General features: G+C 60.8%; 24 protein-coding genes. 10 read left to right on the top strand and 14 right to left on the bottom strand.

The annotated features are described in order from the left end of the window. Window positions 1-295: 295 nt before the first annotated feature. From GSQ94_RS20035 to GSQ94_RS20055, 5 genes are all read right to left on the bottom strand, one after another. Window positions 296-1,693 carry a TldD/PmbA family protein gene (locus tag GSQ94_RS20035; RefSeq protein ID WP_158945705.1) on the bottom strand — a complete coding sequence of 466 codons (1,398 nt, stop codon included), beginning with the start codon at window positions 1,691-1,693 and terminating at the stop codon, window positions 296-298. 25 nt (window positions 1,694-1,718) lie between these two features. Next, on the bottom strand, window positions 1,719-2,027 hold the full coding sequence (locus tag GSQ94_RS20040) for a hypothetical protein (protein WP_158945707.1): 309 nt from the start codon (window positions 2,025-2,027) through the stop codon (window positions 1,719-1,721). A gap of 104 nt (window positions 2,028-2,131) precedes the next feature. Then, entirely contained in the window at window positions 2,132-2,440 is a 309-nt protein-coding gene (locus tag GSQ94_RS20045; protein ID WP_158945709.1) for a hypothetical protein, read from the bottom strand. Next, the gene (gene tldD / locus GSQ94_RS20050; protein ID WP_158945711.1) at window positions 2,440-3,900 is read right to left on the bottom strand and encodes a metalloprotease TldD; all 1,461 of its coding nucleotides are present in this window, start codon (window positions 3,898-3,900) and stop codon (window positions 2,440-2,442) included. The genes GSQ94_RS20045 and tldD overlap by 1 nt, the downstream gene beginning before the upstream one ends. A gap of 108 nt (window positions 3,901-4,008) precedes the next feature. After that, a complete protein-coding gene (locus GSQ94_RS20055) occupies window positions 4,009-4,884 on the bottom strand; it encodes a glycoside hydrolase domain-containing protein (RefSeq protein WP_158945713.1) in 876 nt (291 codons plus the stop codon). Between the two features lie 89 nt (window positions 4,885-4,973). Between GSQ94_RS20055 and GSQ94_RS20060 the strand changes: the two genes are divergently transcribed. The 3 genes from GSQ94_RS20060 (at window position 4,974) to GSQ94_RS20070 (ending at window position 7,601) form a co-directional block, all read left to right on the top strand. Further along, window positions 4,974-5,507, top strand: coding sequence for a YfiT family bacillithiol transferase (locus tag GSQ94_RS20060; protein WP_158945715.1), 534 nt, complete (start codon window positions 4,974-4,976; stop codon window positions 5,505-5,507). A 36-nt stretch (window positions 5,508-5,543) separates the two neighbouring features. Then, a complete protein-coding gene (locus GSQ94_RS20065) occupies window positions 5,544-5,942 on the top strand; it encodes a GNAT family N-acetyltransferase (RefSeq protein WP_158945717.1) in 399 nt (132 codons plus the stop codon). Between the two features lie 87 nt (window positions 5,943-6,029). Then, window positions 6,030-7,601: a hypothetical protein gene (locus tag GSQ94_RS20070; RefSeq protein ID WP_371417581.1), complete on the top strand. Its 1,572-nt coding sequence runs from the start codon at window positions 6,030-6,032 to the stop codon at window positions 7,599-7,601. Here GSQ94_RS20070 and GSQ94_RS20075 read toward each other — a convergent pair whose 3' ends face one another. Further along, window positions 7,602-8,906 carry a tRNA-dihydrouridine synthase gene (locus tag GSQ94_RS20075; RefSeq protein ID WP_158945721.1) on the bottom strand — a complete coding sequence of 435 codons (1,305 nt, stop codon included), beginning with the start codon at window positions 8,904-8,906 and terminating at the stop codon, window positions 7,602-7,604. Between the two features lie 104 nt (window positions 8,907-9,010). Next, complete coding sequence (gene rpmE, locus GSQ94_RS20080; RefSeq protein ID WP_158945723.1) at window positions 9,011-9,247, bottom strand: 50S ribosomal protein L31; 237 nt, start codon at window positions 9,245-9,247, stop codon at window positions 9,011-9,013. A gap of 200 nt (window positions 9,248-9,447) precedes the next feature. Here rpmE and GSQ94_RS20085 point away from each other — a divergent pair, with 200 nt between their 5' ends. Then, window positions 9,448-10,203, top strand: a complete 756-nt coding sequence (locus GSQ94_RS20085; protein ID WP_158945725.1) for an ATP-binding protein — start codon at window positions 9,448-9,450, stop codon at window positions 10,201-10,203. A gap of 71 nt (window positions 10,204-10,274) precedes the next feature. On the opposite strand, the gene GSQ94_RS20090 is transcribed toward GSQ94_RS20085, so the two are convergent. Further along, window positions 10,275-10,439, bottom strand: coding sequence for a hypothetical protein (locus tag GSQ94_RS20090; RefSeq protein ID WP_158945727.1), 165 nt, complete (start codon window positions 10,437-10,439; stop codon window positions 10,275-10,277). 264 nt (window positions 10,440-10,703) lie between these two features. Between GSQ94_RS20090 and GSQ94_RS20095 the strand changes: the two genes are divergently transcribed. Further along, a complete protein-coding gene (locus tag GSQ94_RS20095; RefSeq protein ID WP_158945730.1) occupies window positions 10,704-11,309 on the top strand; it encodes a DUF2393 family protein in 606 nt (201 codons plus the stop codon). A 220-nt stretch (window positions 11,310-11,529) separates the two neighbouring features. Next, complete coding sequence (locus tag GSQ94_RS20100; protein WP_158945732.1) at window positions 11,530-12,438, top strand: OmpA family protein; 909 nt, start codon at window positions 11,530-11,532, stop codon at window positions 12,436-12,438. 268 nt (window positions 12,439-12,706) lie between these two features. On the opposite strand, the gene kdsA is transcribed toward GSQ94_RS20100, so the two are convergent. The 5 genes from kdsA to GSQ94_RS20125 form a co-directional block, all read right to left on the bottom strand. Beyond that, the gene (kdsA, locus tag GSQ94_RS20105; RefSeq protein ID WP_158945734.1) at window positions 12,707-13,543 is read right to left on the bottom strand and encodes a 3-deoxy-8-phosphooctulonate synthase; all 837 of its coding nucleotides are present in this window, start codon (window positions 13,541-13,543) and stop codon (window positions 12,707-12,709) included. Between the two features lie 52 nt (window positions 13,544-13,595). Beyond that, the gene (locus GSQ94_RS20110; RefSeq protein WP_158945736.1) at window positions 13,596-14,054 is read right to left on the bottom strand and encodes a DUF1641 domain-containing protein; all 459 of its coding nucleotides are present in this window, start codon (window positions 14,052-14,054) and stop codon (window positions 13,596-13,598) included. A 26-nt stretch (window positions 14,055-14,080) separates the two neighbouring features. Further along, window positions 14,081-17,107 carry a formate dehydrogenase subunit alpha gene (gene fdhF / locus GSQ94_RS20115; RefSeq protein WP_158945738.1) on the bottom strand — a complete coding sequence of 1,009 codons (3,027 nt, stop codon included), beginning with the start codon at window positions 17,105-17,107 and terminating at the stop codon, window positions 14,081-14,083. A gap of 140 nt (window positions 17,108-17,247) precedes the next feature. Continuing rightward, window positions 17,248-18,546 carry an NAD(P)/FAD-dependent oxidoreductase gene (locus GSQ94_RS20120; RefSeq protein WP_158945740.1) on the bottom strand — a complete coding sequence of 433 codons (1,299 nt, stop codon included), beginning with the start codon at window positions 18,544-18,546 and terminating at the stop codon, window positions 17,248-17,250. A 28-nt stretch (window positions 18,547-18,574) separates the two neighbouring features. Further along, complete coding sequence (locus tag GSQ94_RS20125; protein WP_158945742.1) at window positions 18,575-19,957, bottom strand: CCA tRNA nucleotidyltransferase; 1,383 nt, start codon at window positions 19,955-19,957, stop codon at window positions 18,575-18,577. Window positions 19,958-19,977: 20 nt separating this feature from the next. Between GSQ94_RS20125 and tsaD the strand changes: the two genes are divergently transcribed. From tsaD to GSQ94_RS20145, 4 genes are all read left to right on the top strand, one after another. Beyond that, window positions 19,978-21,180, top strand: a complete 1,203-nt coding sequence (gene tsaD / locus GSQ94_RS20130) for a tRNA (adenosine(37)-N6)-threonylcarbamoyltransferase complex transferase subunit TsaD (protein WP_158945744.1) — start codon at window positions 19,978-19,980, stop codon at window positions 21,178-21,180. A gap of 199 nt (window positions 21,181-21,379) precedes the next feature. After that, window positions 21,380-22,888, top strand: a complete 1,509-nt coding sequence (cysS, locus tag GSQ94_RS20135) for a cysteine--tRNA ligase (protein WP_158945746.1) — start codon at window positions 21,380-21,382, stop codon at window positions 22,886-22,888. An 18-nt stretch (window positions 22,889-22,906) separates the two neighbouring features. Next, window positions 22,907-23,680, top strand: coding sequence for a hypothetical protein (locus tag GSQ94_RS20140; protein WP_158945748.1), 774 nt, complete (start codon window positions 22,907-22,909; stop codon window positions 23,678-23,680). 27 nt (window positions 23,681-23,707) lie between these two features. After that, window positions 23,708-25,345 carry a formate--tetrahydrofolate ligase gene (locus tag GSQ94_RS20145; protein WP_158945750.1) on the top strand — a complete coding sequence of 546 codons (1,638 nt, stop codon included), beginning with the start codon at window positions 23,708-23,710 and terminating at the stop codon, window positions 25,343-25,345. Between the two features lie 84 nt (window positions 25,346-25,429). Here GSQ94_RS20145 and GSQ94_RS20150 read toward each other — a convergent pair whose 3' ends face one another. Next, window positions 25,430-26,386 carry an EamA family transporter gene (locus tag GSQ94_RS20150; RefSeq protein ID WP_158945752.1) on the bottom strand — a complete coding sequence of 319 codons (957 nt, stop codon included), beginning with the start codon at window positions 26,384-26,386 and terminating at the stop codon, window positions 25,430-25,432. Window positions 26,387-26,389: the final 3 nt, after the last annotated feature.

The following is a 26,389-nucleotide window of genomic DNA, read 5'->3' on the forward strand; positions in this document are numbered from 1 at the left end:
ACAATGGGATGCCACGGAAGCTGCTGAATTTGAAGAGCACGTTTCCGAACAGCTAAGAACGTCAATTAGACAAGTCTCGTGGGCTGGCATCGCGTTGCTCTTATGCATCCTGTGCATTGTGCCTTTTCTAGCAGGTCACCAACTCCATCGGTATTGGAACCGAGCGAAATTTCTCCTCGATGTCGCAGAAGCTTTGCTCATTTGGTTCTGTATCAAAGGTGCATCTGTATGGTCTATCTGGCAGAGCGCACGTGAGGTAAGACGCGAGTCCCGCGACCCTTCCTAGGAACAAAAGTCAGGCTCCGGCGATGGTCATGCCTTCGATGCGCATGGTGGGAGCGGCGCTGGCCCCTCGGAAGATGAGGTCGTTGCCGATAGCGACGATGTTCTTATACATGTCTTTCAAATTGCCGGCGATGGTGATCTCTTCGACAGGGTAGGCTAGCTCGCCGTTCTCGATCCAGAGGCCACTTGCGCCTTGCGAGTAATCGCCGGTGACGAGGTTGACGCCGAAGCCCATGGTCTCGGTGACGTAGAGGCCGCTCTTCACGTCGCCGATGATTTGATCGGGAGTGAGCGTGCCGGCTTCGAGGAAGAAGTTGCCCGCGCCGATGCCGGGGTTGCCGGCGAGTCCGCGTGAGGCATTGCCGGTGGACTTCATGTTGAGCTTGCGTGCGGTGTAGGTGTTCGAGACGTAATTTTTAAGGATGCCGCGTTCGACCAGCACGGTGCGGCGAGTGGGCAGGCCTTCGCCGTCGAAGGGGCGTGTGCCGAAGCCGCCGATGCCGTCGTGAACGAGGGTGCCGTCGTCGATGACGGTGATGTTTTCGCCGGCGACCTGTTCGCCCAGCATGCCGCTGAAGAAAGAGGCGTTGCGGTAGATGGCGTCGCCGTTGGCTGCGTCGAAGATGTTGCCGATGATCCCGCGTGCGATCTCGGGCGAGAAGACGACGGGAACCTTTTGCGTCTTGACCTGGCGTGCGCCGAGTCGCTTGAGGGTGCGGCGCGCAGCCTCGTGGCCGATCTCCTCAGGATTCTCGAGCTTCGTCACAGTGCGCGAGTTCGAGAACCAGTAGTTGCGCTGCATATTGCCCTTTTCATCGTGGGCGATGGGCGCAGCGGAGAAGCCGCAGTAGCTGCGGCGGTACTCGCCGGTGAAGCCGCGGGAGTTCATCAGGATCTTGTGCGAGGTGGAGGTGTCGAAGTCGCCGCCGCCGGAGTTCTGGATGCGGGTGTCGTAGGCCATGGCTGCTGCTTCGGCGCGGCGTGCGATCTCGATGCGCTCGGCTGGCGGCATCGCGTTGACGTCGTCGAAGTAGAGGTGTTGATCCTCTTCGATCTTGCCGAACTCGTGCGCTTCGGGAAGACCGGCGAAGGGGTCTTCGCTGGTGATCTTCGCCAGCGTGATGGCTCCCTCGACGAGGCGCGCGATGCTCTCGTTTGAAAAATCGGAGGACGAAGTGCTCGCGGTACGTTGAGCTTTGCCGGAGTTGAGGAAGACCCGCAGGCCAACAGCACGCGAGCCTGATTCTTTCAGGGTTTCGACTTGTCCCAGACGCACGAGAGTGGAGAACTCGTCTCCCTCGTAGACGACGGCTTCGGCATCGGTGGCTCCCGCCTTCAGTGCCTTCGAGAGAACCTCGGAGGCGAGTTGTTGCAGGTCAGACGAGACGGTCGATGCTGGCTGGGACAAGTTTCAAACCTCGGTGATTTTGAGTCTAACGAACAGGGGTTGCGGAGGGACGCGCCTGACGGCCATCCGTGGCTTTGAGAAAGTAGATGCCGGCGGCGCAGTACTCGGAGTCGCTCTTGAGCTTGTGCTCGATGTGCGTGGCGGGGCCGTCTTCGGAGCGGCGTTTGAAGAGCTTCACCGCGCCGCCGCAGCTCATGCAACGGAACTCGGTGTCGTTGTCTTCGAGCGCAACCGCAATGGGCTTCACCTTCCAGAACGATTCGTAACCGCCGGCTGCTCTTACGCGGCGACGCTTCACTTCACATTCGTAAAACTTTTCACGTTCGGCTGCCATAGGAGACCTCGGAGATACGGGGGTGCGGTTGAGTCGTACGGTTGGATCGTACTTTCAGGTGTCGTGCGCACAGAGAAATAAGAGTGTTGCAGAGAGGCAGATCGTTACTCTACGGGGTGTGCTGAGGGCTTGGGCTCGCGTCCGTCGGTTGCCTTCTTGAAGAGGATTCCGTTGGCGCAGTACTCGGAGTCGGCCGGGGACTTGTGTTCCACGTAAGGCACGGTGCCGGCTTTGCCGTTGCGGCCCAGCAGCTTGACTTCGCCGAAGCAGTCTTTGCAGCGAAACTCGGTATCGCTATCGACGAGTGCGTCGGCGACGGGCTTGACCTTCCAGAACGGCTCGTAGCCTCCGCCGGCTCTCACGCGACGGCGTTTTACTTCGCACTCGTAGATCTTTTCGCGTTCGGCCGCCATTATTGTCCCGTTCCCCCGACCGTCATGCGGTCGAGCTTTACTGTGGGCATGCCTACGCCGACGGGCACGCTCTGCCCAGCCTTGCCGCAGGTGCCGATGCCTTCGTCGAGCGCCAGGTCGTTACCAACCATCGACACATACTTCAATGCTTCAGGACCATTGCCGATCAGCGTTGCACCCTTCACCGGCCGCGTCACCTTGCCGTCTTCAATGAGGTAAGCTTCGCTGGCCGAGAAGACGAACTTGCCATTGGTGATGTCGACCTGTCCGCCGCCGAAGTTGACAGCGTAGAGGCCGCGCTTAACACTCTTGATGATGTCTTCGGGCATGTCCTCGCCGTTGAGCATGTAGGTGTTGGTCATGCGCGGCATGGGGATGTGGTGGTAGCTCTCGCGGCGTCCGCTGCCCGTGTTGGGCATGCCCATCAGGCGGGAGTTGAGCTTGTCGGAGAGGAAGCCTTTGAGGACACCGTTTTCGATCAACACGGTTTCCTGGGTCGCATTGCCCTCGTCATCCATGTTGATGGAGCCGCGGCGACCGGGCATCAGCCCGTTATCTACGACGGTGACCTTGGGACTCGCGACCTGCTGGCCGATGAGTCCGGCGAAGGCTGAGGTCTTCTTGCGATTGAAGTCGGCTTCGAGTCCGTGGCCAACAGCTTCGTGCAGCAGAACGCCCGGCCAGCCTGGGCCGAGTACGACGGGCATCTCGCCTGCGGGCGCTTCGATGGCTCCGAGTTGCAGGATCGCGGTACGGGCGGCCTCGCGAGCGTAGTGCTCAGGCGATTTGTCGCCTTCGAAGAAGTCCATCGTGACGCGGCCACCGCCGCCGCTGGTACCGCGAGCCGTGCCTCCGGAGCCTCCGTTCGCGCTGCCGTCCTGCGCGATGACGAAGACGTTCAGGCGGGCGAGAGGTTGAGTGTCCGAAGCGAAGGTGCCGTCGGAGGCTGCGACAAGAATGCGGCGCAGCTCATCGTTGAAGCCTGCGCGGACCTGAGTGATGCGAGAGTCGTAGGCGCGCGCTGCTTTGTCGGCGCGTTGAATGAGGGCGAGCTTGGCGGCGATCTCAGCGTCGCTGGTGGCTCCGGCTACGGGATAGAGCGAAGGCGTCTCGGTGTGGCGGAAGCCGCTCATCAGCTCTTTGGCCGGGCCGCTGGCGATCAAGGCTGCGGTTCGGGCTGCGCGGAGCAGGCGATCGCTCGAAAGATCGTCGGTATAGGCGTAGCCGGTGCGCTCGCCGGAGACCACGCGGATGCCACAGCCGACGCTGATTCCCTGGCTTGCAGACTTGACCAGGGACTCGTCGATGCCTAGCGAAGTGGAGGTAACTGACTCAAAATAAAGGTCTGCATAGTCGCCTCCCGCAGAAAGGGCTTCCCCCAGACAGCGTTCCATCAAGCGTTCGGACAGACCAAGTTTTTCGATGAAGTAGCGTTTGTGGTCGGGTGCGGGTATGGTCATCTAGATTGATTCTAGGCTTCGAAGGGAGCCGCGGCAAATAACACTCTTGCGGAGGGGCAGGTGGAATATGCCCTTCGACCACTTTTTTGCCCACAAAACAACTCCACTTCAGCGCCCGTGCGACGGATCCGGGGAACCGGCTACGTTGAGATCCAGGGGTAGCTTCGGCAGGTCGGGAGCATAGCAGTTATTGTCTGCAGCGTAGGTTTTGCCGCAGGCTGCGGTAATCTCCTTGCGCCGTGGCGACTGCGCGTACTGCCACACTGTGATGTCGGGAGTTCCGCTATTGCCCAGCGGCGGAGGCTGCAGGCTGCATCCATTGGCGGGCGGACATGCGTCCTGATAGACCCACATGGCGATCGCATGCAGATGCTGCGCGGCGACCTGTTCGCGAATGTCCTGCACGGTGGTGATGGTCTTGCCTGGTCCATCGCCCACAGGTTGGCCGCTACCGTAGACCCCGGGAAGATAACCCGAGTGGGCGACGCCTTCGGTCCATGCGAGCAGATAGGCGGATTGGTCGGAAGTAAGGCGGCCACCCTCCTCCTGATCGAGAAAGAGAATGGTGCGGTCCGGGAAGTGTTCGCGCTGCGCGGCGGCTACGGCAGCGGCGGCATCCTTGGCTCCCAATGCTGCCGGTGAGGTGCCGGAGCGCTTTGCCTTCTTGATCTCCGACTCGAGCCGCCCGTTTGCCAGCGTCAGGAAGCCGAAGCCGTTCTGCCGCAGAGTCTCGCGCTTGCCCAACCAGCTGTTATGACTCTCGCCGGGTGGGTTGTTGAGCCAATATCCTACGAAAGCGAAGTGTCGTCGCAGCACGGGCAGCACATCGTCGCCCGGGTAGTCATTGCTGTCGAAGCCGATAGAGCTGCCGCTTACCCCGGAGGAGCCAGCGAACTGATTCGGAGACGCTATGAGACGCTGTTGCGCGGAGACAGCGATGGTCAGAAGAAGAAGCGTGGAGAGGCCGGAGAGGGAAATTCGCATAGAGGGGCTTCGAAGGACCAACAGAATCTTCATGGTAGGTTATACAATCCCGTGTGCTAAGTTGCTTATTAGAGCAAGGAGGCGTGGCCATGACGCTCACAAGTGTTGATCCCAGATATCCCATTGGCGACTTTGAGGTGCCTTCCGTCATCACTCTCGACGACCGCACCGGAGCGATTGCCACACTTGCGGAGCTGCCCGAGCAGCTGCGCAACGCAGTCGATGGATTGAGTTCGGCTGAGCTGAGTACACCTTATCGCGAGGGCGGGTGGACGCTGCGGCAGGTAGTGCATCATGTCGCGGACAGCCACATGAATGCCACCGTGCGGGTGAAGCTTGCGTTGACCGAGGACTGGCCGAAGGTAAAAGCCTACGACGAGGCCGCCTGGGCAAAGCTGCATGACATGGCGGCGCCGGTGGAGTGGTCGCTCGAGTTGGTGGAAAGCCTTCATGCCCGCTGGGTGATGTTGCTGCAGTCTCTCGACGAGCAGCAGTGGCAGCGCGGATATGACCATCCTGCGGACGGCCGGGTGACGGTGGAGATGGCGACGCTGATCTACGCCTGGCACTCGCGGCATCATGTGGCTCACATCACGCACCTGCGCGCGCAGGAAGGCTGGTAGCCTCTGCCTCCTACGCCGACGATCAAAGTTGCAACGATGCCCAGCGAGATCGACCGCTGCTTTCCGGTGATGCATCAGCTTCGTCCCGCGCTGGTTGCGGAGGAGTTTGTGAGCCGAGTCCAGACGCAGCAGTCCGAGGGCTATCAGCTCGCCTTCCTCGAGTCTGATGGTGCGATCGTGTCGGTCGCTGGCTTCCGCATGCAAAATCTTCTGTGGAGCGGCAAGACGCTCTATGTGGATGACCTGGTCACCGCTGAGGATGCACGCTCGAAGGGACACGGGGAGTCGATGCTTACGTGGCTGATCGCGCTGGCGAAGGAGGCAGGATGCACGACCTTCTCGCTTGACTCGGGGACGCATCGGGACGAGGCGCATGCTTTTTACTTCCGCCATGGGCTGCGCATCTCCAGCTTTCACTTCAAACTACCCCTATAAACTGCTTCACCGCTGCGACGAATTCTTGTCGTTCCAAGTGTGCTAACGTTCGGCTATATGCCGCCAAGAGTCTCTTCCGCGGAGCCAGTGCAGACGGTCGAACAGATCTCCGCTGCACTCGAATCCTTCTTAGCTGAGTCTCCCCGCGCCGTGGTGCTCGAAGAGGGCAAGGTCCTCTTCGATATGCGCGAGGCAAAGTACAAGCTCGCGACCGAGCATGGCCGCTGCACGCTTCATCTGTGGGGTGAGGACCGCAATCTCGTCCGGCGGGTAAGCGGCACGACGCTGCGCAACGGTGTGCTCCGGCTGAGCACGCATCGCTTCGGACAGACGAAGCCCCACACGCTTGAACTTGTAACCGATCGCGATCGCCGCACCCCGTCGACACGCGAGGCGACGCGAGTGAAGTATCTGCGCGTGCTCGACCGCGTTCTGCTGCGCAGCTTTCCCGATTTCAAGACCGATGCGTTTCGCACGGCGATGGATCTCGAGAAGAGCTTTGGCCCGGCGTATGCGCGCGGATCGCTGGTGCACGGGCAGAAAGCGTGGGCCGTGATTGCGGTCAACGAAGAAGAGACCCAGGCTACCGTCGATGGGATTCTGACGCTGGGAATTCTGTGGCTGCAGCACTGCCGCGAGTCGGGTGATGGGCGCAGGCTGTACCAGGGGCTCAAGCTGATCGTCCCGCGTGGGATGGCGATGCTGACGCTGTCGCGCATGGCCTGGTTGAACGCGAACGTCGCGCAGTGGGAGCTGTGGGAGCTGGATCAAAAGAGCGAAGAGTTGACACAGCGCGACGCCGCAGATCACGGCAACCTGACCACTCGCCTGATGCATGCGCCGAATGAGCAGGCCGCGCAGGAGCGCTTTGCGGAGTCGAGGTTGCGCGTGATGGCCCTGGTGCCGGAGGCGATGCGCGAGGTGGTGGAGCAGCGGCTTCGCAGCGGCACCGAGCTGGTGTTTCTTCTTCACGGCCTCGAGTTTGCGCGGGTACCCATGGGCTATTCAGAGAACTCCTTCAACAGCGCGCAGGAGATCACCTTTGGTGCTGGCGCCAACGAGACTCCGCTGACAGAAGAGAATGAGGCCGAGCTGCGAGAGCTGGTGGCACGGCTGTTTGCGCGGCGCGTTGCCGGTGGCGACAAGCGCGATCCGCTCTATCGCATGCAGCCGGAGCGGTGGCTCGAAAGCGTCCTGCGAAGAGATGTCGTGCCGCTCGATGCGCATCTCGATCCGAAGCATGTTTACACGCAGGTGCCTGCGTTCGCCGCTGCGGATCGCGGCATGCTCGACCTGCTCGGCGTCACGAACGACGGGCGGCTGGCAGTCATTGAGCTGAAGGCGGACGAGGATCTGCACCTCGCGCTGCAGGGGCTTGATTACTGGGTGCGCGTGCGCTGGCATCATCTGCAGAATCCGGATCACATGACCGGCCTGGGGGAGTTTCAGCGGCATGGATACTTCGGCGGCCTGCGGTTATCGACAGAATCTCCGCGTCTGTATCTTGTGGCTCCTGCGCTGCGGGTTCATCCCGCGACAGAGGTCGTCCTGCGCTATCTCTCACCGCGAGTTGAGTGGAGTCTCATCGCTTTGGACGAGCGATGGCGCGCCAAGGTGAAGGCCGTCTGGCGGAAGCGAAGCAGGGAACAGTCTTCGTGACTAGTCGCAGTAGGCGGCGGCTGCGGTAAGAAGCTGCTCGTCCTGCGCGACCATCTCGGGGTGGGCCGGGAGATCGTCTACGCGGTTGGCGAAGAAGTTCTCAATTGCGCCCAGAACTGCATCGCCGTTCTTCGACTCGAAGATCTGCTTGCGCAGCGCTCCGCCGCCGGGGACACCGTGCGTAAACCAACTCGCAAACTGCTTCATCTTGCCGACGCAGTCGCGATGGCGCTGCTCGCGTGCCACCTGGCCCGAGGCGGTGATGGCCTCCGCGCGCGCCGCTTCAGCGCGCTCTTCAATGGCGATCTCATCGACCAGCATCTGGAAGTAAGTACGGATCATGCGGTAACGATCCTGGTCGGTGGGGTGGTCGTAGGTGCCGATGCCGGTGGCCTCTTTGGTCGCGGTGTACTGCGCGATCTGGCGGAAGATCCACGGGTTCGAGGGCGCAGTGCGGCCGATCATCACGGCGTCGCAGCCGGTCCTGTCGACCATGGCGGCGGCGTCCTCTGGGGTCCGAATGTCGCCGTTGCCAATCACGGGAATCTTCACCGCGTCTTTGACCGCCGCGATGTACTCCCATCGCGCCTGCCCGGTGTAGCCATCCTCGCGGGTGCGCGCATGCAGAGCGACGGCGTTCAGACCGCAGTCTTCCGCCATCTTTGCAAGCTCGACGCAGACGATGTGCTTGTCGTTCCAGCCCATGCGGAACTTCACGGTAAAGGGAATCGTAACGGCGGCGCGAACAGTCTTGAAGATGGTCTCGATCAGCGGCAGATCGCGCAGCAGGCCGGAGCCTCCGTTGCAGGCGACGACGCGCTTCGCCGGGCAGCCGAGGTTTAGATCGACGAGGTCGAAGCCGGCGTCCTGCACGATGCGTGCCGACTCGGCAAGCGTCGCAGGGTTCGACCCGAAGAGCTGCGCGGAGATCGGGTGCTCATCGTCGTAGTAGGTCAGGTAGCGCTTGCGCTTGGTCTCGCGCATGCGGGAGAGGCCGTCGGCGGAGGTGAACTCCGTCATGATGAGGCCGCAGCCCGACTGCTGATTCGACGTGATGCTGTCTACCCCGTCTACGCTTGCAGAAGAATCCGAAACGCCGTCGGCGGGAGTCGTGAACTGGCTGGCGTTCTTGATAAAGCGGCGGAAGACCGTATCGGTCACTCCGGCCATCGGAGCCAACACTGTTGCAGGAGCGATCTTCACGTTGCCGATGGTGAAGCTGGCAGGCACGCGGGAGTGCTCCGGCATCGTGTGCTCCGCCGGGTCGTCCCAACGCTTCTGCTCGAGGGTGTAACGCTTCTTCATGGCAACCGAACTCTTACTTCTTGTGCTTCGTCTTTCTTGACCAGTTTAGACAAAACAAAGGCCCCCGCGTGTGCGGAGGCCCCTGAGATGGTTTAGGCGTCCGCTTACTTTGCGGCCGTCTCGGCCTTGCCGGCGTCCGACTTGGCGAACTTGCGGCGGAAGCGCTCGACGCGGCCTGCGGTGTCGATCAGCTTCTGCTTGCCGGTGAAGAACGGGTGGCAGGCGGAGCAGATTTCGACAACGATGTCGCCCTTATGCGTGGAGCGGGTCTCAAACGTGGTTCCGCAGGCGCACTTGACGTGGATGTTCTCGTACTTCGGGTGAATACCTTCTTTTGGCATGGTAACTATCCTTTTGACTGAATCTTGTATTTGCCTGCCGGCTCGCGGATCGCTTGCAACGGAAGAGTTCACGTCACATCGAAGGGCCTGTCGCGCCGCCGCTTGCGCCTTTTCAGAGCGCTCAAGCAGTTTCCTCAGTTTAACTCAGATTCGCACAGGGGGCAATTGGATTCAGATGCTGCCATACTGAAAGAACGGCCATGACTGAAGTTTGCACGATATGCGGTGGAGCAGGCGTCCGAATCCTGCAGGAGAACGGTCGGCAGTTCGCCAAAGACTGCGTCTGCCGGGTTCAGAAGCGGGCAGAGCGATTGCTCGGCCGCGCCCACATCCCCAAACGCTACGAGCACTGCACCATTGAAAACTACGACACTGACCTCCCCTACTCCCATAAGAGCCAGGTCTTGGCGCGACTTACGGCCAGGAAGTTCATCGACGGCTACCCGCTGGAGACCGGTGGGCGGGGTCTGCTGATCAATGGCTCGATCGGCGTGGGCAAGACGCATCTCGCAGTGGGTATCCTGCAGGCCCTTGTGGCCGAGCGCGGGGCCACGGGCCTGTTCTTCGACTACCGCGACCTTCTGAAACAGGTTCAAAACAGCTACAACAGCAAGGTCGCAGCGACCGAACTCGAGATCCTGGCACCGGTCTTCGACGCCGAGGTGCTGGTGCTGGACGAGCTTGGCGCATCGAAGCCCACGGACTGGGTCTGGGATACCGTCGCGCATATCCTCAACACCCGCTACAACGATCGCCGAACCACCATTATCACCACCAACTATGCCAACGCCGGCCCGTTGGGAACAGAAGGCAACGGACGCAACGTGATGCGCGAAGAAACCCTCGGCGACAGGATCGGCGAACGCATGCGTTCGCGGTTGCAGGAGATGTGCGTGGTGGTGGAGATGCAAGGTGAAGACTTTCGCCAGAAGGTAAAACGCGCCAGCTTCGCCTAGATTCAGAGCCAGATAATTCATACAAACGCTGGCGAGCAGAAGCACCCAAACGAGCCGTTAGCCCGCGGATTCTAGAGCAGGGTAAAGAGCAGAAACAGTCCAGCGGTCAGCGCAGCAAACTGGTAGAGCCTGTCAGCGGCGAGGGGAATCGCAGCGCCCTCCGCATGCGGAAGTTCATTCTGCGCGTCGAGTGACGAGTAGTGGAGTTGCGGCGAAAGATCGATTTGCTCAGCCATGATGAGTCTTTCCTCGCTCTGTTTTTGAGTGCCGTCCACCTACAAGCCATCGAGCGATACGGTCGGTACTACAAACACGTTCGACCGATACCCTATAGATGTTTCTTAACGCGATAATGCACCAGGAAGTTCTGCAGTTTTGATGAAAATCTGTCGAAGGTTTGAAGTCGATCCCGGCGAGGTTCCTTTTTGGTCGCTTCGAGATCAAGGTGACAAAGCAGCAGTTCAGTGCGAGGCGTAGCCCGCGGTATAAAATCTCCGCTTATGAGCGAAGCGCGGCATCCCCTCGAATCTCCTGTTGATCTCAATGGTTCCTCTCAGGTCACCCCTATCCCGGAGGCTGGCGATGGCAGCAGTCAGCCCGCGATGTTCGCGAGCAAACCCCCGGAGGGAGGTGGCGTGCCGGTCGCAGCGTGGGGCGTCGCCGGATTAGTGGTTCTGGTTGTAGTTCTCGGCCTGATCTTTGCGACGCGGCACAAGGGGCAGGCCTCGCCTAATACGATCCAGCCTCTGGCCGCATATGCTGCCGATCTTCACCTTTCGCAGCTCGCCATGAGCGAGTCGACCAGCCTCTCGGGCGGGAAGTCGACCTTTATCGATGGCCATCTTCAAAATACCGGCGGACAGATCGTCACCGGTATCACCGTTCAGGTCCTCTTTCGTAACGACGAAGCCATGCCGCCTCAGATAGAGACGTTGCCGCTTTCGCTGATCCGGACCCGTGAACCTTACATCGATACTCAGCCGGTCAGCGCTGCTTCGCTAAAACCAGGAGATGAGCGAGACTTTCGCCTTATCTTCGAGACGATTCCAACCAACTGGAATACCCAAATGCCCGAGATTCACATCATTAGCGTAGACACGAAGTAAGGCTGGCGGGTGGCCGGACCACGTAATACTTACTTGGCCATCGGAAGATTTTGCGGGAGTAGGAGGGAATCTCCCGCCTTGGCATCATCGGCCAATTTCGATAAGCCCAATCTTATCAATTACCTAATGCGTTTCAATAGTTTGGCACACTACCTGCTCTAAGCAAGTGCATGTTGACGTCTGGAACACAGGCGCATCGTCAAGACAGGAGAGTAACCAAATGATGAAATCCGGAACCACTTTCGGCCTCCCAGCTTTACTGTTAGGTAGTGTATTGGGTATCTCAGCTTTTGCTCAGACCAGCACCCCCGCGACGCCGGCAACAGACCCCGCAGCATCCAGCTCGAACTCGGGTGCTATGAATCCCGACGATAAAGGCACCTACGCCACCGGAAAGCCCTTGACCGATCAGTCGAAGGAAGGCTTCTGGGGCCACATGAATCCGTTTGCCCGCAAGAAGTGGGTAAATCGCCAGACTGCTCCAATCAAGGGTCAGGTCAACGAACTCGATCAGCTCCAGTCCAAGAACGCAAACGATATCAAAGATGTAGACTCCCGTTCGCAGGCAGGTATCAAGAACGCCCTGAACTCGGCTAACACTGCCGACCAGCATGCGCAGGATGCTGCAAATCGCGCGAACGCAGCAAATACCTTGGCGGGTAACGCCAGCAGCCGCACCGATGCGCTTGGTAACACCGTTGGCAATCTGGACCAGTATCAGACGGTCTCCTCCACTTCGGTAAAGTTTGCCTCAGGCCGCACGGCTCTCGGGCCGACCGGCAAGTCCGATCTCGACAACCTCGCTACCACCCTGGCAAACGAGAAGGGCTACATCATCGAAGTGCAGGGGTACAGCCGGTCTGGCGTACAGACCTCGCAGGCGATGGCTGATTCAGTTGTTCGCTACCTCGTCACTGAGCATCAGGTTCCCGTCTATCGCATCTACAAGACTGGTCTCGGCAAGAACACCGAGAAGCCTGCGGATGGTGAACAGGCAGTCGTGAATGGTGTTCGCGTCACGCTGCTCCACAACAGTCTGGCCACGATGAGTCCCTCCTCTGCGTCGAACTCAGCTTCGCCCCAACCCTCCCACGCGGGAGTCAGCTCACCACAAGAGGTGAATCAGTAGCCCTCCCCTTCAGGACGGTGCAGCTTCTACGCACCGTCCGCAAGTTTGCCGAGATAGCGACCTAGAGCGCACTCGCAAAAACCTCTCCTAACCAGAGAGAACCAAGGCAGATTGGCCCCTCAATGAGGGGCCGCTTTTTTTAACGATACTTCGTGGCACGCACTAAGAATCCCCAGGACCAACAGGAAGCCATGGCGAAGCGATATACGAGTCACAAAGTGACCGCCCCGCGCGTAGCAGGACTGTCCGGCAGGACAACCTCTAGTAATTAGCTGACAGCAGTATGCACAGCGAGCAACTGCTCCAACACTGCTTTCAGATTATCCAGATGAAGCGCATTCGCCCCATCGGACTTCGCCTCAGCAGGGTTGTTGTGCACCTCAAGAAACACTCCGTCGACCCCGGCAGCCACCGCCGCCCGCGTCAACACAGGAATAAACTCCGGCTGGCCACCACTAACGCCATTGCCCGCAGAAGGTGTCTGCACCGAGTGCGTGCCATCGAAGACCACCGGCGCGAACCCACGCATCACCGGCAGCGACCGCATATCCACCACCAGGTTGTTGTATCCGAAGCTCGCTCCCCGCTCCGTAAGCGACACGCGCTCGTTGCCGCTCTCGCGAATCTTCTCGACGGCGTGTCGCATATCCCACGGCGCCACGAACTGGCCCTTCTTCACGTTGATCGCACCGCCGGTTTGCTTCGTGGCCTCCGCTGCAGCGATCAGCAGATCCGTCTGGCGGCAGAGAAACGCAGGGATCTGCAGCACATCCACCGCTTCTGCCACAGCTTTGCAATCCTCCGCCGTATGGACATCGGTCAACACCGGAAGCCCGGTGCTTTTGCCGATTGCGCGCAGAATGCGGCAACCCTCCACAAGTCCAGGGCCGCGAAAGCTCTTGATTGAGGTGCGATTCGCCTTGTCGTAGCTGGCCTTGAAGATGTAGGGAACGCCAAGGTCCGAGGTGATGCGTTGAATCGCATCCGCCAGCATGCGAGCGTGGCTCTCGGACTCGATCACACACGGTCCTGCAATGAGAAATAGCTTGCCCCGGCCTACCGGGACCTGATGAGGTGCACTGCCAATATCGAAGGTATGAGTCACACCATTATTTGACCATAGCTGCGGCCCTGCGCGGGTGCAGTCGGGCGTCCGCCTAGTTCTTCAGCGACCGGCCCAGCCCCGAAAGAATCAGCGTCATGAACGAGAGCCCTCGTCGGCTGTCCTCGCTGGTGGCGCGTTTCGCAAGCTGAAACAGGCTCGGAGGTTTCTGCTCCGCCTGATGTTCCTTGGTCGCATGCCCCATCACCTTCGAGAGCTGGTCCAGCAGCTCAGGATCGAGCTCAGTCAGGACCTTCGCCGCAGTCAGCAGATTGCGGATCGCAGCGATCCCCTCAGGTTGCGCGGCGTACTTCGAGAGCGTGTTGAAGATCGTGTCCTTCGCGCCGATGGCTCCGTGCAGCAGGCTCAGCAGTCCCTTCCGGTGCGCCTCTTCGAGCACGTCATAGGCGAGCAGCAGCGCCTCAGCATGCTCTTCAGGAGCCTTCTCCAGCTTGCGGACAAGATCGGCCTTGAAGTCGACTGTGATCGGTTTGAAAGCGATAGGCTTGGCCATAAATAGCTCCTGAGAGATCGAATGCGTTAGACGGTGATAGAGGTGATCTGAACCAGCTTGTCGGCAGGTGCTGTTCCTGGCAGGTGGTAGTCCTTGCGTGCCCACTTGCGCTCGATCTCAAGCCCAGGCTGCGGCGTTCGCGTGCCATAGCGGAAGTTCCTGCGCGGCAGCGGATTCTCGCCCTGCTCCGGCAACACCGTCATGCTCACCGCCGTCTCCTTGAACGCCGGCGTGTGCGTCTGGCGATCGGTAAAGCTGCTAGTCAGACGGTTCACCGGCTCCTCCACCGAGTTCAAGGTCATGTAGAGCTGCTTGCCCTGCACTCGCTCCGACACCAGCACCTGCACGCGCGCCTTGCCATGTGGAGAGGTCACCTGCACATAGCGGCCTGTGGTCACGCCGCGCTCGGCAGCCAGCTCCGGCGATACTTCGAGCCAGCTGTTCGGCGTAATCTCCCGAATGCCCGGCGTCCGGAAGGTCATGCTGCCCTGCTCGAAGTGCTCCAGCAGGCGTCCGTTGTTGAGGTGCAGGTCGTACACCGAGCTCGTCTCCTCCGACCCCGGAATGTACTCGATCGGGAAGAACCTCGCCTTGTTATCGGGGAAGGGAAATCCCTCGGTGAACAGCAGCGGCGAGTCGGTGCCATCTGCATGCACGGGCCACTGCTGGCTGTCGAAGCCCTCCAGGCGCGTGTAGCTAACACCCGCAAACAGCGGAGTCAGCCGCGCTATCTCGTCCATGATCTCCGACGGATGCGTGTAGTTCCAGTTGCCGCCCAGCCGGTTGGCGATCAGTTGAATGATCTCCCAATCCGCCTTCGCCTCACCCAGCGGCTCCATCGCCTTATAGATACGCTGAATGCGGCGCTCCGTGCTGGTGAAGGTTCCTTCCTTCTCCAGCGAAGCCGCCGCCGGAAGCACAAGGTCGGCATAGCGGCAGGTCTCGGAGAAGTTGATGTCCTGCACGATCAGGAACTCGAGCTTCTCGAGCGCGCTGCCGACGAAGTTCGCGTTCGAGTCCGACGTAATCGTATCTTCGCCTTTGATGTAAAGCGACTTCAACGTCCCGGCCAAAATCGCCTCGATCATCTGGTGATTGTCTTTGCCCGTCGTGGTGGGCAGCGTCACGCCCCAGTCTGCCTCGAACTTCGCCCTTACCTCAGGGTCGTCCACCTTCTGGTATCCGCTGAAGACATTCGGCATCGAGCCGTAGTCGCTGGCGCCCTGCACATTATTATGTCCACGCAAAGGATAAGCTCCCGCGCCCGGCCGCATGTAGTTGCCCGTTACCAGCAGCAGGTTCGAGAGTGCGGTGGCCGTATCCGATCCGCCGCAGTGCTGCGTCACGCCCATGGCAAACAGGATGCAGGTGCCGTCAGCAGCCGCGATCTCATGCGCCACCGTGGCCAACGTAGCCGCTGGTACACCCGTAATTTTCTCCGCATACTCCAACGTGTACGGTTCAAGCGATTTCTTGAACTCGTCGAAGTGATTCACCCACTGGTTGACGAAGTCCATCTTTGCCAGTCCGCTGTCGATGATGTACTTCGAAACCGCGCACATCCACACCGAATCGGTGGAAGGGTTCGGCCGGAAGAAGATATCGGCGCGCTCCGCCATCTCATGTTTGCGAATGTCGGCGACGATCAGGCGCTGTCCACGATGCTTGTGCGAGCGCTTGATGCGCGTACACAACACCGGATGGTTCTCTGCAGGGTTAGCTCCAACGATGAACACCAGCCCTGCCTTCTCAATATCCGCGATCGAGCCGGAGTCGCCGCCATAGCCCACCGTGCGCTGCAGCCCCATCGTCGCCGGGTTCTGGCAGTATCGGGCGCAGTTGTCGATGTTGTTTGTCCCAACCACAGCGCGCGCCAGCTTCTGCATCACGTAGCTCTCTTCATTCGTGCACTTCGACGAGGCAATGAACGCCAGCGCATCCGGCCCGTGCTCGTTCTTGATGCGCTTGAAGGTGTGCTCGATGATGTCCAGCGCCTCCGTCCACTCGATCTCGCGGAAGGTCTCGCCATCGCGCAGCAGCGGCTTGGTCAACCTGTCGTCCGAGTTAATATGGCCCCATGCAAACTTGCCCTTGATGCAGGTCGAGATTCCATTCGCTGGGCCACTCCAGGGCTCAACCTTCAGGATGTGACGCTCCTTGGTCCATACCTCAAAGCTGCATCCCACCGCGCAGTACGTGCACACGGTCTTGGTACGCTTGGTGCGCTCGTTGCGCATCTCGCTCTCCATCTCGGAGAGCGAAAGGATCGGTCCATATCCAATCGGGGGTTCCACACCCTTCACCACGTCGATCATGTTGTTCAGCGTCGCCGCAGGCAGGTCCGTCATGTAGCCCGCCTCACCCAGCATCGACTTCTCCATCAGCGCATTGCACGGGCACACCGTGACGCAGTGTCCGCACGAGACGCAGCTCGAGCCTTCAATCTGCATTCCGCCATCCCACAACACCCGCGGATTGTCGCTCTCCCAATTAATCGAAAGCGTCTCGTTCACCTGCACGTTCTGGCACGACTCCACGCACCGCCCGCACAGAATGCACTGGTCCGGATCGTATCGGTAGAACGGGTTCGACATATCCTTCTCATACGGCTTGGGCCTGTACTCACGCGACTGATGCTTCACATCCAGCACCGCCGTCGTGTTATGGACCGTGCAGTTCTGGTTATTGTTGTCGCACACCGTGCAGTACAGCATGTGGTTCTGCAGAATCCGGTCGAAGGCCTCGCGCTGTGCGATATCGACTGTCTCGCCGGCGGTCTCCACCATCATCCCTGCGGCCACCCTGGTCGAGCACGCACGCGCCAGCTCGCCGTTCACCTTCACCATGCAGGTGTCGCAGCTCTCGATAGGCCCCATCTGCTTCACATAGCAGACCTGAGGCACCGGCTTCTGCGCGTTCGCTGCGGTGCGCCGGTTCAGCAGATCGATCAGCAGCTCCCCGGAACGGCCAGCAACCTGCAAGCCATCGATAGTCAACTGCGTATTGGGTTCGTGCTCAGCAGGAGTATTCAGCAGCGATTTCGTAATAGCCATAGGCCCTCTAAGATGCAGTGCAAAGTAGCGGCGTTTTCCTGTCCAACACTCTGCTTCCTTCAACATTACACCCAACATTGTGCGACAAGATTGTGACAAAAGGCAGCACCCGCCGCCGCGTTCGAAGAATCAAACTTCTCTCAGCGTTGGGAAGCTGCCGAGGCTTCAAGAATCTGTGCCGCCGCCCGCAGGCCAGATCGCATCGCCGCATGCACTGTCCCCCAGTGTCCCGTCACGTCCGTGTGCTCCCCGGCAAAGAACAGCGTTCCCGACACAGGCTCCGTCATCCGCATGGACGCATCCAGGCCACCCTTCGCCACATAGCTATAGGAACCACCAGAAAACTCATCGTGCTGCCAGTCATGCGTACAACAGCCCACCAACAGGCTCGCGAGACGCTCCTGTTGCACATCGAAGATCTTGCCCAGCGCCGCACAAGCCTCGCGGGCGATCTGCTCCGCGCTCATCCCCGCAAGTTCAATGGAACGCGGACCTCCAACCCAGCCCGTAAGGCTGTTGCTCCTCTCCGGATGCGGCGTCCACCACACCGGCGGCATCTCGGAGAACGAAAACAGGAAGCTCATCTCGCTCAGACCTGGCTGCGGCTCCAAACTCTCCCAGAAGCGCTCGCGAAAGAGCAGCGTAAACCTCCGAACCTGTCCCATGCGCAGACGGCTGGCCACCTTATCCACGGCGCTCACTGGCGGCGAAAATATGACATCGCCGCGTTGCAACACGCCAAGCGGCAACGTCACCACCGCCTTCGCCGCGACGAAGCTGCCCGACGCGGTCACTACCTCCGCTCGCCCCGGCGACCAGCGAATCTCCTTCACCGGAACTCCCGTCACCACGGTCCCACCGTACTCCTCGATCCGCTGCGAAAGATAAGCCGGAAGCTGATCGTATCCCCCGCGCAACCGAAAGATGCGGTCGCCCTCGGTCGCATCTTCCGCCTTCTGCTGCGCCCCCAGCGACGCTGCACTTATCTCTCGATGGTCGGCAGCATTGAAGCCCTCCACGTATCCGATCAGACGTCCGCGATCCTCGACAGGGACTTCCTCGCGTTCGAGATACTCCGCAAAACTGATGTCGGGCGCTGCAAAGTTCTCCAGCTTCTCCAGCGGATCAAACACTCCGTCCATCTGGCCGCCACAGTCTCGCAGCGTTCCGTCTTCGAAGTAGATCTGCGCCCCACCGCGCTCGTAGGTCTCAAGTCCGGCCTCCTCGATTAGCGCCCACAACTCCGGTGGTCTCCCGTGGATAAACTCCGCACCCAGCTCAATCGCCTCGCCGCCCACATGCTGCGTCAGGATGCGGCCGCCGATCCGCTCCTGCGCCTCCACCACCAGCACCTTCATGCCTGCTTCAGCCAGCGCCCGCGCTGCCGTCAGCCCAGCCATCCCCGCACCCACTACCACTACATCATTCATCTGGTTCATAAGATTCATGGTTAGATGAGATGCAAACTCAAGCAGGCTCGCCCCACCGCGCCTTCACCACGGCCAGCCCCTCTTGCGTAGTCGTCACCGCACCCTCCAGTTGCGCATCTTCGGCAACCTCGAGCATCTCCTTGAACTGCGGGCTCGGACGATACCCCGCCGCAATCAGATCCCGCCCCGTCACCAGCAGTTTCGGCCGCATCTCTTCCACGGGCACGGCCTCGTACCGCTCCTTCGCAAACTCATACAGCCGCAGATCTCCATGCGCCGACATGCAGTCCATCCAGTGCAGCCCCAGGTGTTCGTCAAACTTCGGCAGCCGCAGAAACCGCTTTACCGTCGCCTCCCGCATCTGCAGAATGTCTCCGAACCGCATGTGATTCTTCACTAGCGCAACAATCTGCTCGGTGTCCTCATTCGAAAACCGCAGCCGCGCCAGCACTGTCTCCGCAATCCGCACGCCCACCTCAACGTGCCCATCGAAGCGAATCCTGTCGCCCGGCTTCTTCGGATCAGGCGGCCGAAACGTCGCGGGCTTTCCGATATCGTGCAGCAGCGCGCCCCACGCCAGCGTCGGCGAAGCCCCCGGCCTCAGCTTCTCCAGCAACAGCATCGTGTGCACCCACACATCGCCCTCGGGATGATACTGCGGCGGCTGCTCAACGCCCTTCATCCGCAAAGCCTCGGGCAGTACATAGGCCAAGAGCCCTGTCGTATCCAGCAGCTCAAACGCCCGCCGCGCATGTCCCTCAGTCAACATCAGCGTCAGCTCGTCGCGAATCCGCTCCAGGCTCACCTGCGTAATCTCACCGGCAAGCTCACGAATCGCCGCCGTCGTCGCAGCATCGATCTCGAACTCCAGCCGCGCCGCAAAGCGCACCGCCCGCAGCATCCGCAGCTTGTCCTCGGTGAAACGATCCTTCGCAATCCCGATCGTCCGCACCCGATGCCTCGTCAGATCCTCACGGCCGCCGACAAAGTCGAGGATCGCCTCTTCGCCCCGTCCAGCCAGCGGATCGAACAGCATTCCATTAATTGTGAAGTCGCGCCGCTGCACATCCTCTCGCGGATCCGTCGAAAACCGCACCGCATCCGGCCGTCTCCCATCGCTATAGACCCCGTCATGACGAAATGTAGCCACCTCGGTAGCAATCTCCGAGCCGTCCTCGCCCAACGAACGAACCAGCACCACGCCGAAGTGCGCGCCCACCGAGTACGTCTTCGCGAACATCCTCATCACCACATCCGGCGTCGCGCTCGTCGCCACATCGAAGTCCTTCGCCTCAACCCCCAGCAGCAGATCGCGCACGCACCCACCCGCGAAGTAAGCCCCATGCCCCGCCGCACGCAGCGTCACCACGATCTCTCGCGCTGCGGCGTACCGCGGGTTCTCCTCCCAGGCGTTATTCATACTTCCCCTATGATAGAGAGATGCGCGAAAGCAGCGGAACCGGCCCTGGTACAGGCCTCATTCTCGGCATCGAAAGCTCCTGCGACGAGACCGCAGCCGCCGTCGTCCGCGCAGGTAGCGAAGCCCTCTCGAACGTCGTCGCCTCGCAGATGTCCCTTCACGCAAACTATGGCGGCGTCGTCCCCGAACTCGCCTCCCGCGAGCATCTTCGCAACATCGTCCCCGTCGTCCGCGAGGCTATGTCCCGCGCTAACATAACCTTCGCCGATCTCGACGCCATCGCCGTCACCGAAGGTCCGGGCCTCGCCGGAGCGCTGCTCGTCGGCATCACCTACGCCAAGGCGCTCACCTTCGGCCTCGGCAAGCCCCTCATCTCCGTCAACCACCTCGAAGGCCACATCCACGCCGTCCTCATGGAGACTCGTCAGCGCAGTGAGATCCCCATGGAACTCCCATTACTCGCACTCGTAGTCTCCGGTGGCCATACCCATCTCTACCTCGCCACCCACCAGCAGGGAAGCGAGACCTGGACCTACCGCAACATCGGCCGCACAGTCGACGATGCCGCCGGAGAGGCCTACGACAAGGTCGCCAAGCTCCTCGGCCTCGGCTACCCTGGCGGCCCCTGGATCGACGCGCTCGCTCCTCACGGCAACCCCCGCGCCGTGCCCTTCACCTTCGGCCAGATCAAACCCCGCGCCCCCCGCGAAGGCATCACCAGCAAAAAAGCCCCTCCCCCCGGCGAAGGCCCACACTTCGACTTCTCCTTCAGCGGCATCAAGACCGCGGTCCTGCGCTACGTCCAGACGCACCATCTCCACGACAGCATCGAAGCCCGTCGCGCCGCCTTCGCTGCGGACCCTACCCTCACACCAAAGTCCGCAGCCTCCGTCACCCTCTGCGACCAGCAGACGCTCGACCTGATCGCCTCCTTCCAGTACGCCGTCGTCGGCAACCTGCAGCGTCAGACCTTCGCTGCAGCCGAAGCCTTCGGCGCCCGCAGCATCGTCGTCTCCGGCGGAGTCGCTGCCAACAGTGAGCTTCGCCGCCGCCTCCAGGCCGAAGCCGACCGCCGCAACCTTCCCATCGCCTTTCCCTCGCTCGCCCTCTCCACCGACAACGCCGCCATGATCGCCGCCGCCGCGTGGCCAAAGTACGTCGCTCAAAACTTCGCCTCCGAAAACCTGGGAGCCACCCCACAGCTTCGCCTGGGCCAGCAATAGAAGGCGAGCAATAGGAAGTCAATAGATTGTCCGATTAAATCAGCTTCGCTCCCTTCCGCAGTGCTTGAGCCTTATCCGCGGTCGCCGTAGCATCCGGGGTCGGTCGTTTCGTCGTAAATCAGCTAAAATCATCAGGGAAACTCAAGCGAGAGCAGTCTGCACCGCGCCACGCGCCGGCTGCGGCAGGATACTAGAGCACGTGGCAACCATCGAACTCTTCAACACCCTCGGCGGCAAGATCGAATCGCTCGCCCCCGTAGGCACGCCGGCCCTGCGAATGTACTGCTGCGGCCCCACCGTCTACGACTACGGCCACATCGGCAACTTCCGCACCTTCCTTCACGTCGATGTCCTCCGCCGCGTCATCCGTCAGCACGGCATTCCCGTCGAGCACGTCATGAACATCACCGACGTTGACGACAAGATCATCCGCAACGCCGCTGCTGCCGGTGTCCCCATCGCACAGTACACCGAGAAGTTCGAGCGCGCCTTCTTTGAAGACCTCGACGCCCTCGGCATCCAGCGGCCCGAGCACATCTCCCACGCCACCGCCTGCATCCCCGACATGGTCTCGCTCATCCAGCAGCTCGCCGCGAAAGACATCGCCTACCAGGCCGAAGACGGCAGCTGGTACTTCCGCATCGCCCGCTTTCCCGAGTACGGCAAGCTCTCTAAAAAAGACTTCGACGGCATCGAAGACGGAGCCCGCGTCGATATCGACGAGTACGAGAAGGACGCCGCCCGCGACTTCGCCCTGTGGAAGGCCGTCAAGCCCGGCGAACAGTCCTGGGATACCGCGCTCGGCACAGGCCGTCCCGGCTGGCACATCGAGTGCTCCGCCATGGCGACAAAATTTCTCGGCGACGATATCGATCTCCATGCTGGCGGAGAAGACCTCATGTTCCCGCACCATGAGAACGAGATCGCCCAGTCAGAATCCGCCTCCGGCAAACCCTTCGCCCGTCACTGGATGCACGTCCGCTTCCTGCTCGTCGAAGGCAAGAAGATGTCCAAATCCGAGGGCAACTTCTACACCCTTCGCGACCTGCTGCTCAAGGGCTACCGCGCCTCCGCCATCCGCTTCCTGCTCATCTCCGTGCCCTACCGCCACCAGATGAACTTCACCTTCAAGGCGCTTGCAGACGCTACGAATGCCGTTGACCGCCTCAGAACCTTCTACCAACGCATGACGATTCTCGCCGATCTTCTAAAAGGTGGGTTTGATGACTCTGAAACTGCTACCGATCCGAACATCCTGGGGATTGTCGAGAAGGCACGTGAAGACTACACAGCTGCGCTCAACAATGACCTGAATACAGCCGAAGCCAGCGCGGCCATCTTTGAACTCGTTCGAGCCGGTAACGCCGTCGCCGATGCAGGGACACTGCGACCCGGCGTTGCGGTAGAAATTTTGAAGGTTCTCGACCTCTTCGACGGAGTCTTCGCCGTGCTCGAAGACAGGGACGCCGCCATCACCCGCGCCGCGCTCGCCTGGGCCGAAGCCGAAGGCCGCATTGACGAGGCAGCCCCGGAGCTGGTGGCCACCCTCGCCTTCTCCGACGCCGATATCGACGCGCTCGTCGCCGAGCGCACCCAGGCCAAGAAGACTCGCAACTTCGCCCGTGCCGACGCCATCCGCAACGACCTTCTCGCCAAAGGCATCCTAATCGAAGACTCCAAAGATGGCGTCCGTTGGAAGAGAAAATAAGCCGCTGGAGCGGAACCCATGACCTTCGTATCCCGCACTCTCGCCGCAAGCTTTGTTCTCGCGATACTGTCCCTCTCGGCAACCGCGCAAACACCCACCTCCAACACCACCGAGTGGGAGAACGAATCCCTCAAGCTGCGCCTCTTCTACCCCTCCGACCTGGTCAAGGCGGACCCTGAGAAGGTTCTGCACGATGGCCATCTCGCTCTCTTCAACGTCGAAGATCCAAAGCTGGCCGCAGAGACTCACTGCCTGCGCCCCGCTCTTCTCCTTGAGTTGCCGCAGTCCGGGCCTGCGCAAACCACGGACACCGAACCCACCCCAGACGGTGGCACACACGTCACCATCAAGTCCGCAATCACTGCCTCCATCCTGCTCGCCGAGCTCGACATCGACTGCGTCAACAACGAGCACGAGAGCAGCAGCACGACCCTGCTCAACGACCTCGCAGAGATCGTCAACAAAGTCCCCGGCATGAAGCCTATCGCGCAACCAGCCTGGTATAACGTCGGCTGGCAGAAGGTTCACATGGCAGCCTCTCAGGGCCAGCCGCAGGTACCCGCGCAGGCCGCAGCTCAAGCAGACTCACAGCCTGCCGTACCAGCAGTTCCCATCCCGCAGTCCCTCTACACCATGGGCCTCTCCACCAACTGGAACAGTCATCTTCTCGTCTGGTACTTCTCTTCGAACAACATCGACACCCTCAATCGCATCACCAAGACAACCGTCCGCTTCGGCCGCGCCGATGCCGCACCACTTTATCCCGTCCAGATGGGCACTGCCGCCCACTAGCTCGAACCATCACCACCGCAGAGGCACATGAACAAAGATCTCCTTCCCATCGAAGCCATCGTCGCAAAGCTCAACCTGCCCGAAAAGTACGTCGAACGCCTCGGCCGCTACGGCGCCAAGCTCACGCTCGATCTCCTCGACGACCCCGCCTTCCCCGTGCGCGGCAAGTTCATCCTCGTCACCGCGACCACGCCCACCATCTCCGGCGAAGGCAAGACCGTCACCTCCATCGGCCTCGTGCAGGGCCTGGAAAAGATCGGCAAGAAAGCCATCATCACCTCACGCGAACCCTCCCTCGGGCCGGTCTTCGGCATGAAGGGCGGAGCCGCAGGCGGCGGCCGTTCGCAGGTCGAGCCTGCCGAAAAGATCAACCTCCACTTCCACGGCGACTTCCACGCCATCACCTCCGCGCACAACCTCCTCGCCGCCCTCATCGACTCGCATCTCTTCCACGGCAATGAGCTCGACCTCGACCCCGATGCCGTCACCTGGCCGCGTGCGCTCGACATGAACGACCGCGCCCTTCGTCACATCATCGTGCAGGCAGGCGCCAGCGGCAAACCAAACGCAGCCAAGCGCGACGGAGCCAACCGCCACACCGGCTTCCTCATCACCGCCGCCAGCGAAATCATGGCCATCATGACTCTCGCCGACAGCCGCGAAGATCTCCGCAAACGTCTCGCCCGCATCGTTATCGGCCAGACCCGCGCAGGCAAGCCAGTCCTCGCCGAAGACCTCAAGGCCACCGGCCCGATGTTGGCTCTGCTCAGTGAAGCCATCCTGCCTAACCTCGTGCAGACCACCGAAGGCACGCCTGCCCTGGTCCACTGCGGCCCCTTCGCCAATATCGCCCACGGCACCAGCTCCGTCATATCCCAGCAGATGGGCCTGCGCCTCGCCGACTATGTGGTCAACGAGACCGGCTTCGCCTCCGACCTCGGCTTCGAAAAATACATGGACATCGTGATGCCGTCCTCCGGCATCAAGCCCTCAGCTGCGGTCCTCGTCACCACGGTCCAATCGGTTCGCAACCAGGGCGCAGGCGACCTCGAAGCCGGCTTCGAAAATCTCAAAAAGCACATCGCCATCGTGCGCGGCTTCAACCTTCCCGCTATCGTCGCCATCAACCGCTTCCCCAACGACACCGAGGAAGAACTCAACTTCCTCGAAAAATACTGCGAAGCCCAGGGCGCAGCCTTCGCTCTGTCCGAAGCCTTCGCCAAAGGTGGTGCCGGTGCCACCGCACTCGCCGAAAAAGTCGTCAGCGTCATCGCCGCCAACCCCAGCGTCACGCCCACCAGCACCTTCGCCCCCAGCGCCTCGCCGCTCGAGAAGATCACCGCCGTCGCGCAAAAGGTCTACGGCGCAGCCAACGTCGAACTCACCCCGCAGGCCGAAGAAAAGCTTGCCCGCTTCACCAAGTGGGGATACGGCGAGCTCCCCGTCTGCATCGCCAAGACCCAGTACTCCCTCACCGACGACCCCAAGCGAATGGGCGCGCCCACCGGCTGGACCCTCCATATCTCCGATGTCGTTCTCTCCGCGGGAGCAGGTTTTCTCGTCGTCATCTCCGGCAGCATGATGCTGATGCCCGGCCTGCCCAAGACCTCACGCGCCATGGGCATCGACGTCGATGCTAACGGCGAGATCACAGGCATGTCGTAGAAGCCCGACTAAAAAGAAAAGGTATAAAAGTCACGAAGTGACCGCTGCCCGCGCAGGGCGCCCGTCCGGCAGGACATTATTCAACTAAGCTTCCATCCCCGCAGCGATATCTCCATCCACCACCGTCGCCGCTCCACTCTTCATCTTCGAGCTGGTCACCAGGAACACCGCCACCAGAATCGCCGCCATTCCCACGTACTCCACCGCAACGAAGCGCTCTTTCAGCAGAATCACTCCAAGAATCACCGCAATTACCGGATTCACATACGCATATGTCGCCACCTTCGACACCGCCACGTGATTCAGCAGGTAGACGTACGCGCTATAAGTAAGAATCGATCCAAACGCCACCAGATAGAGCGTCGAAGCCCAGGCCTGCAGCCCCCACTGCGCCCCGTGGTATCCCCTCGTAGCAACCATCATCACCACATTAAAGACTCCACCAAAGAGCATCTCCCACCCCGCCGCTGCAAATCCGCTGATCCGGAATGTAGACCGCCGTGAGATCACAGACGCGCTCGTCCAGCACATCGCGCCGCCCAACGTCACTCCCGCTGCAACGATCTGCCGTGAGTCGCCACGCAGTCCCTGTCGCAACCCAGGCCACAGCAGAATTACGAGTCCGACAAACCCGATGCAAACGCCAACCCACCCCTTCGCTCTCAACCCCTCGCCTCGAGGCAGCACAATCTCGATCAGCGCCGCATACAAGGGAACCACTGCTACCAGCAGCGCCGCCAGCCCCGTCGGCAGGTACTGCTCCGCCCAGATTACCGACGTATTCCCGCACCCCAGCATCAGCACGCCAATGATCACCAGCCGCCCAAGCTCCTGCCGGCTCGGCCGCATCTTCATCTTCAGCGCAGCCGACCCAGCCAGCATCAACACGCCCGCCATCAAAAACCGCACACTCCCCAGCACAAACGGAGGCAGCACCTCCACGCCGTACCGCATCGCAAGATACGTCGATCCCCAGAAGAGATAGACGCACGCAAACGAGAGCACAATCCTTGTGCGGTCGGGCGAAGTTGGGACAGGCATTCT

Origin of the sequence: Granulicella sp. S190, from assembly GCF_009766095.1 — a bacterium.
Classification (GTDB): domain Bacteria; phylum Acidobacteriota; class Terriglobia; order Terriglobales; family Acidobacteriaceae; genus Edaphobacter.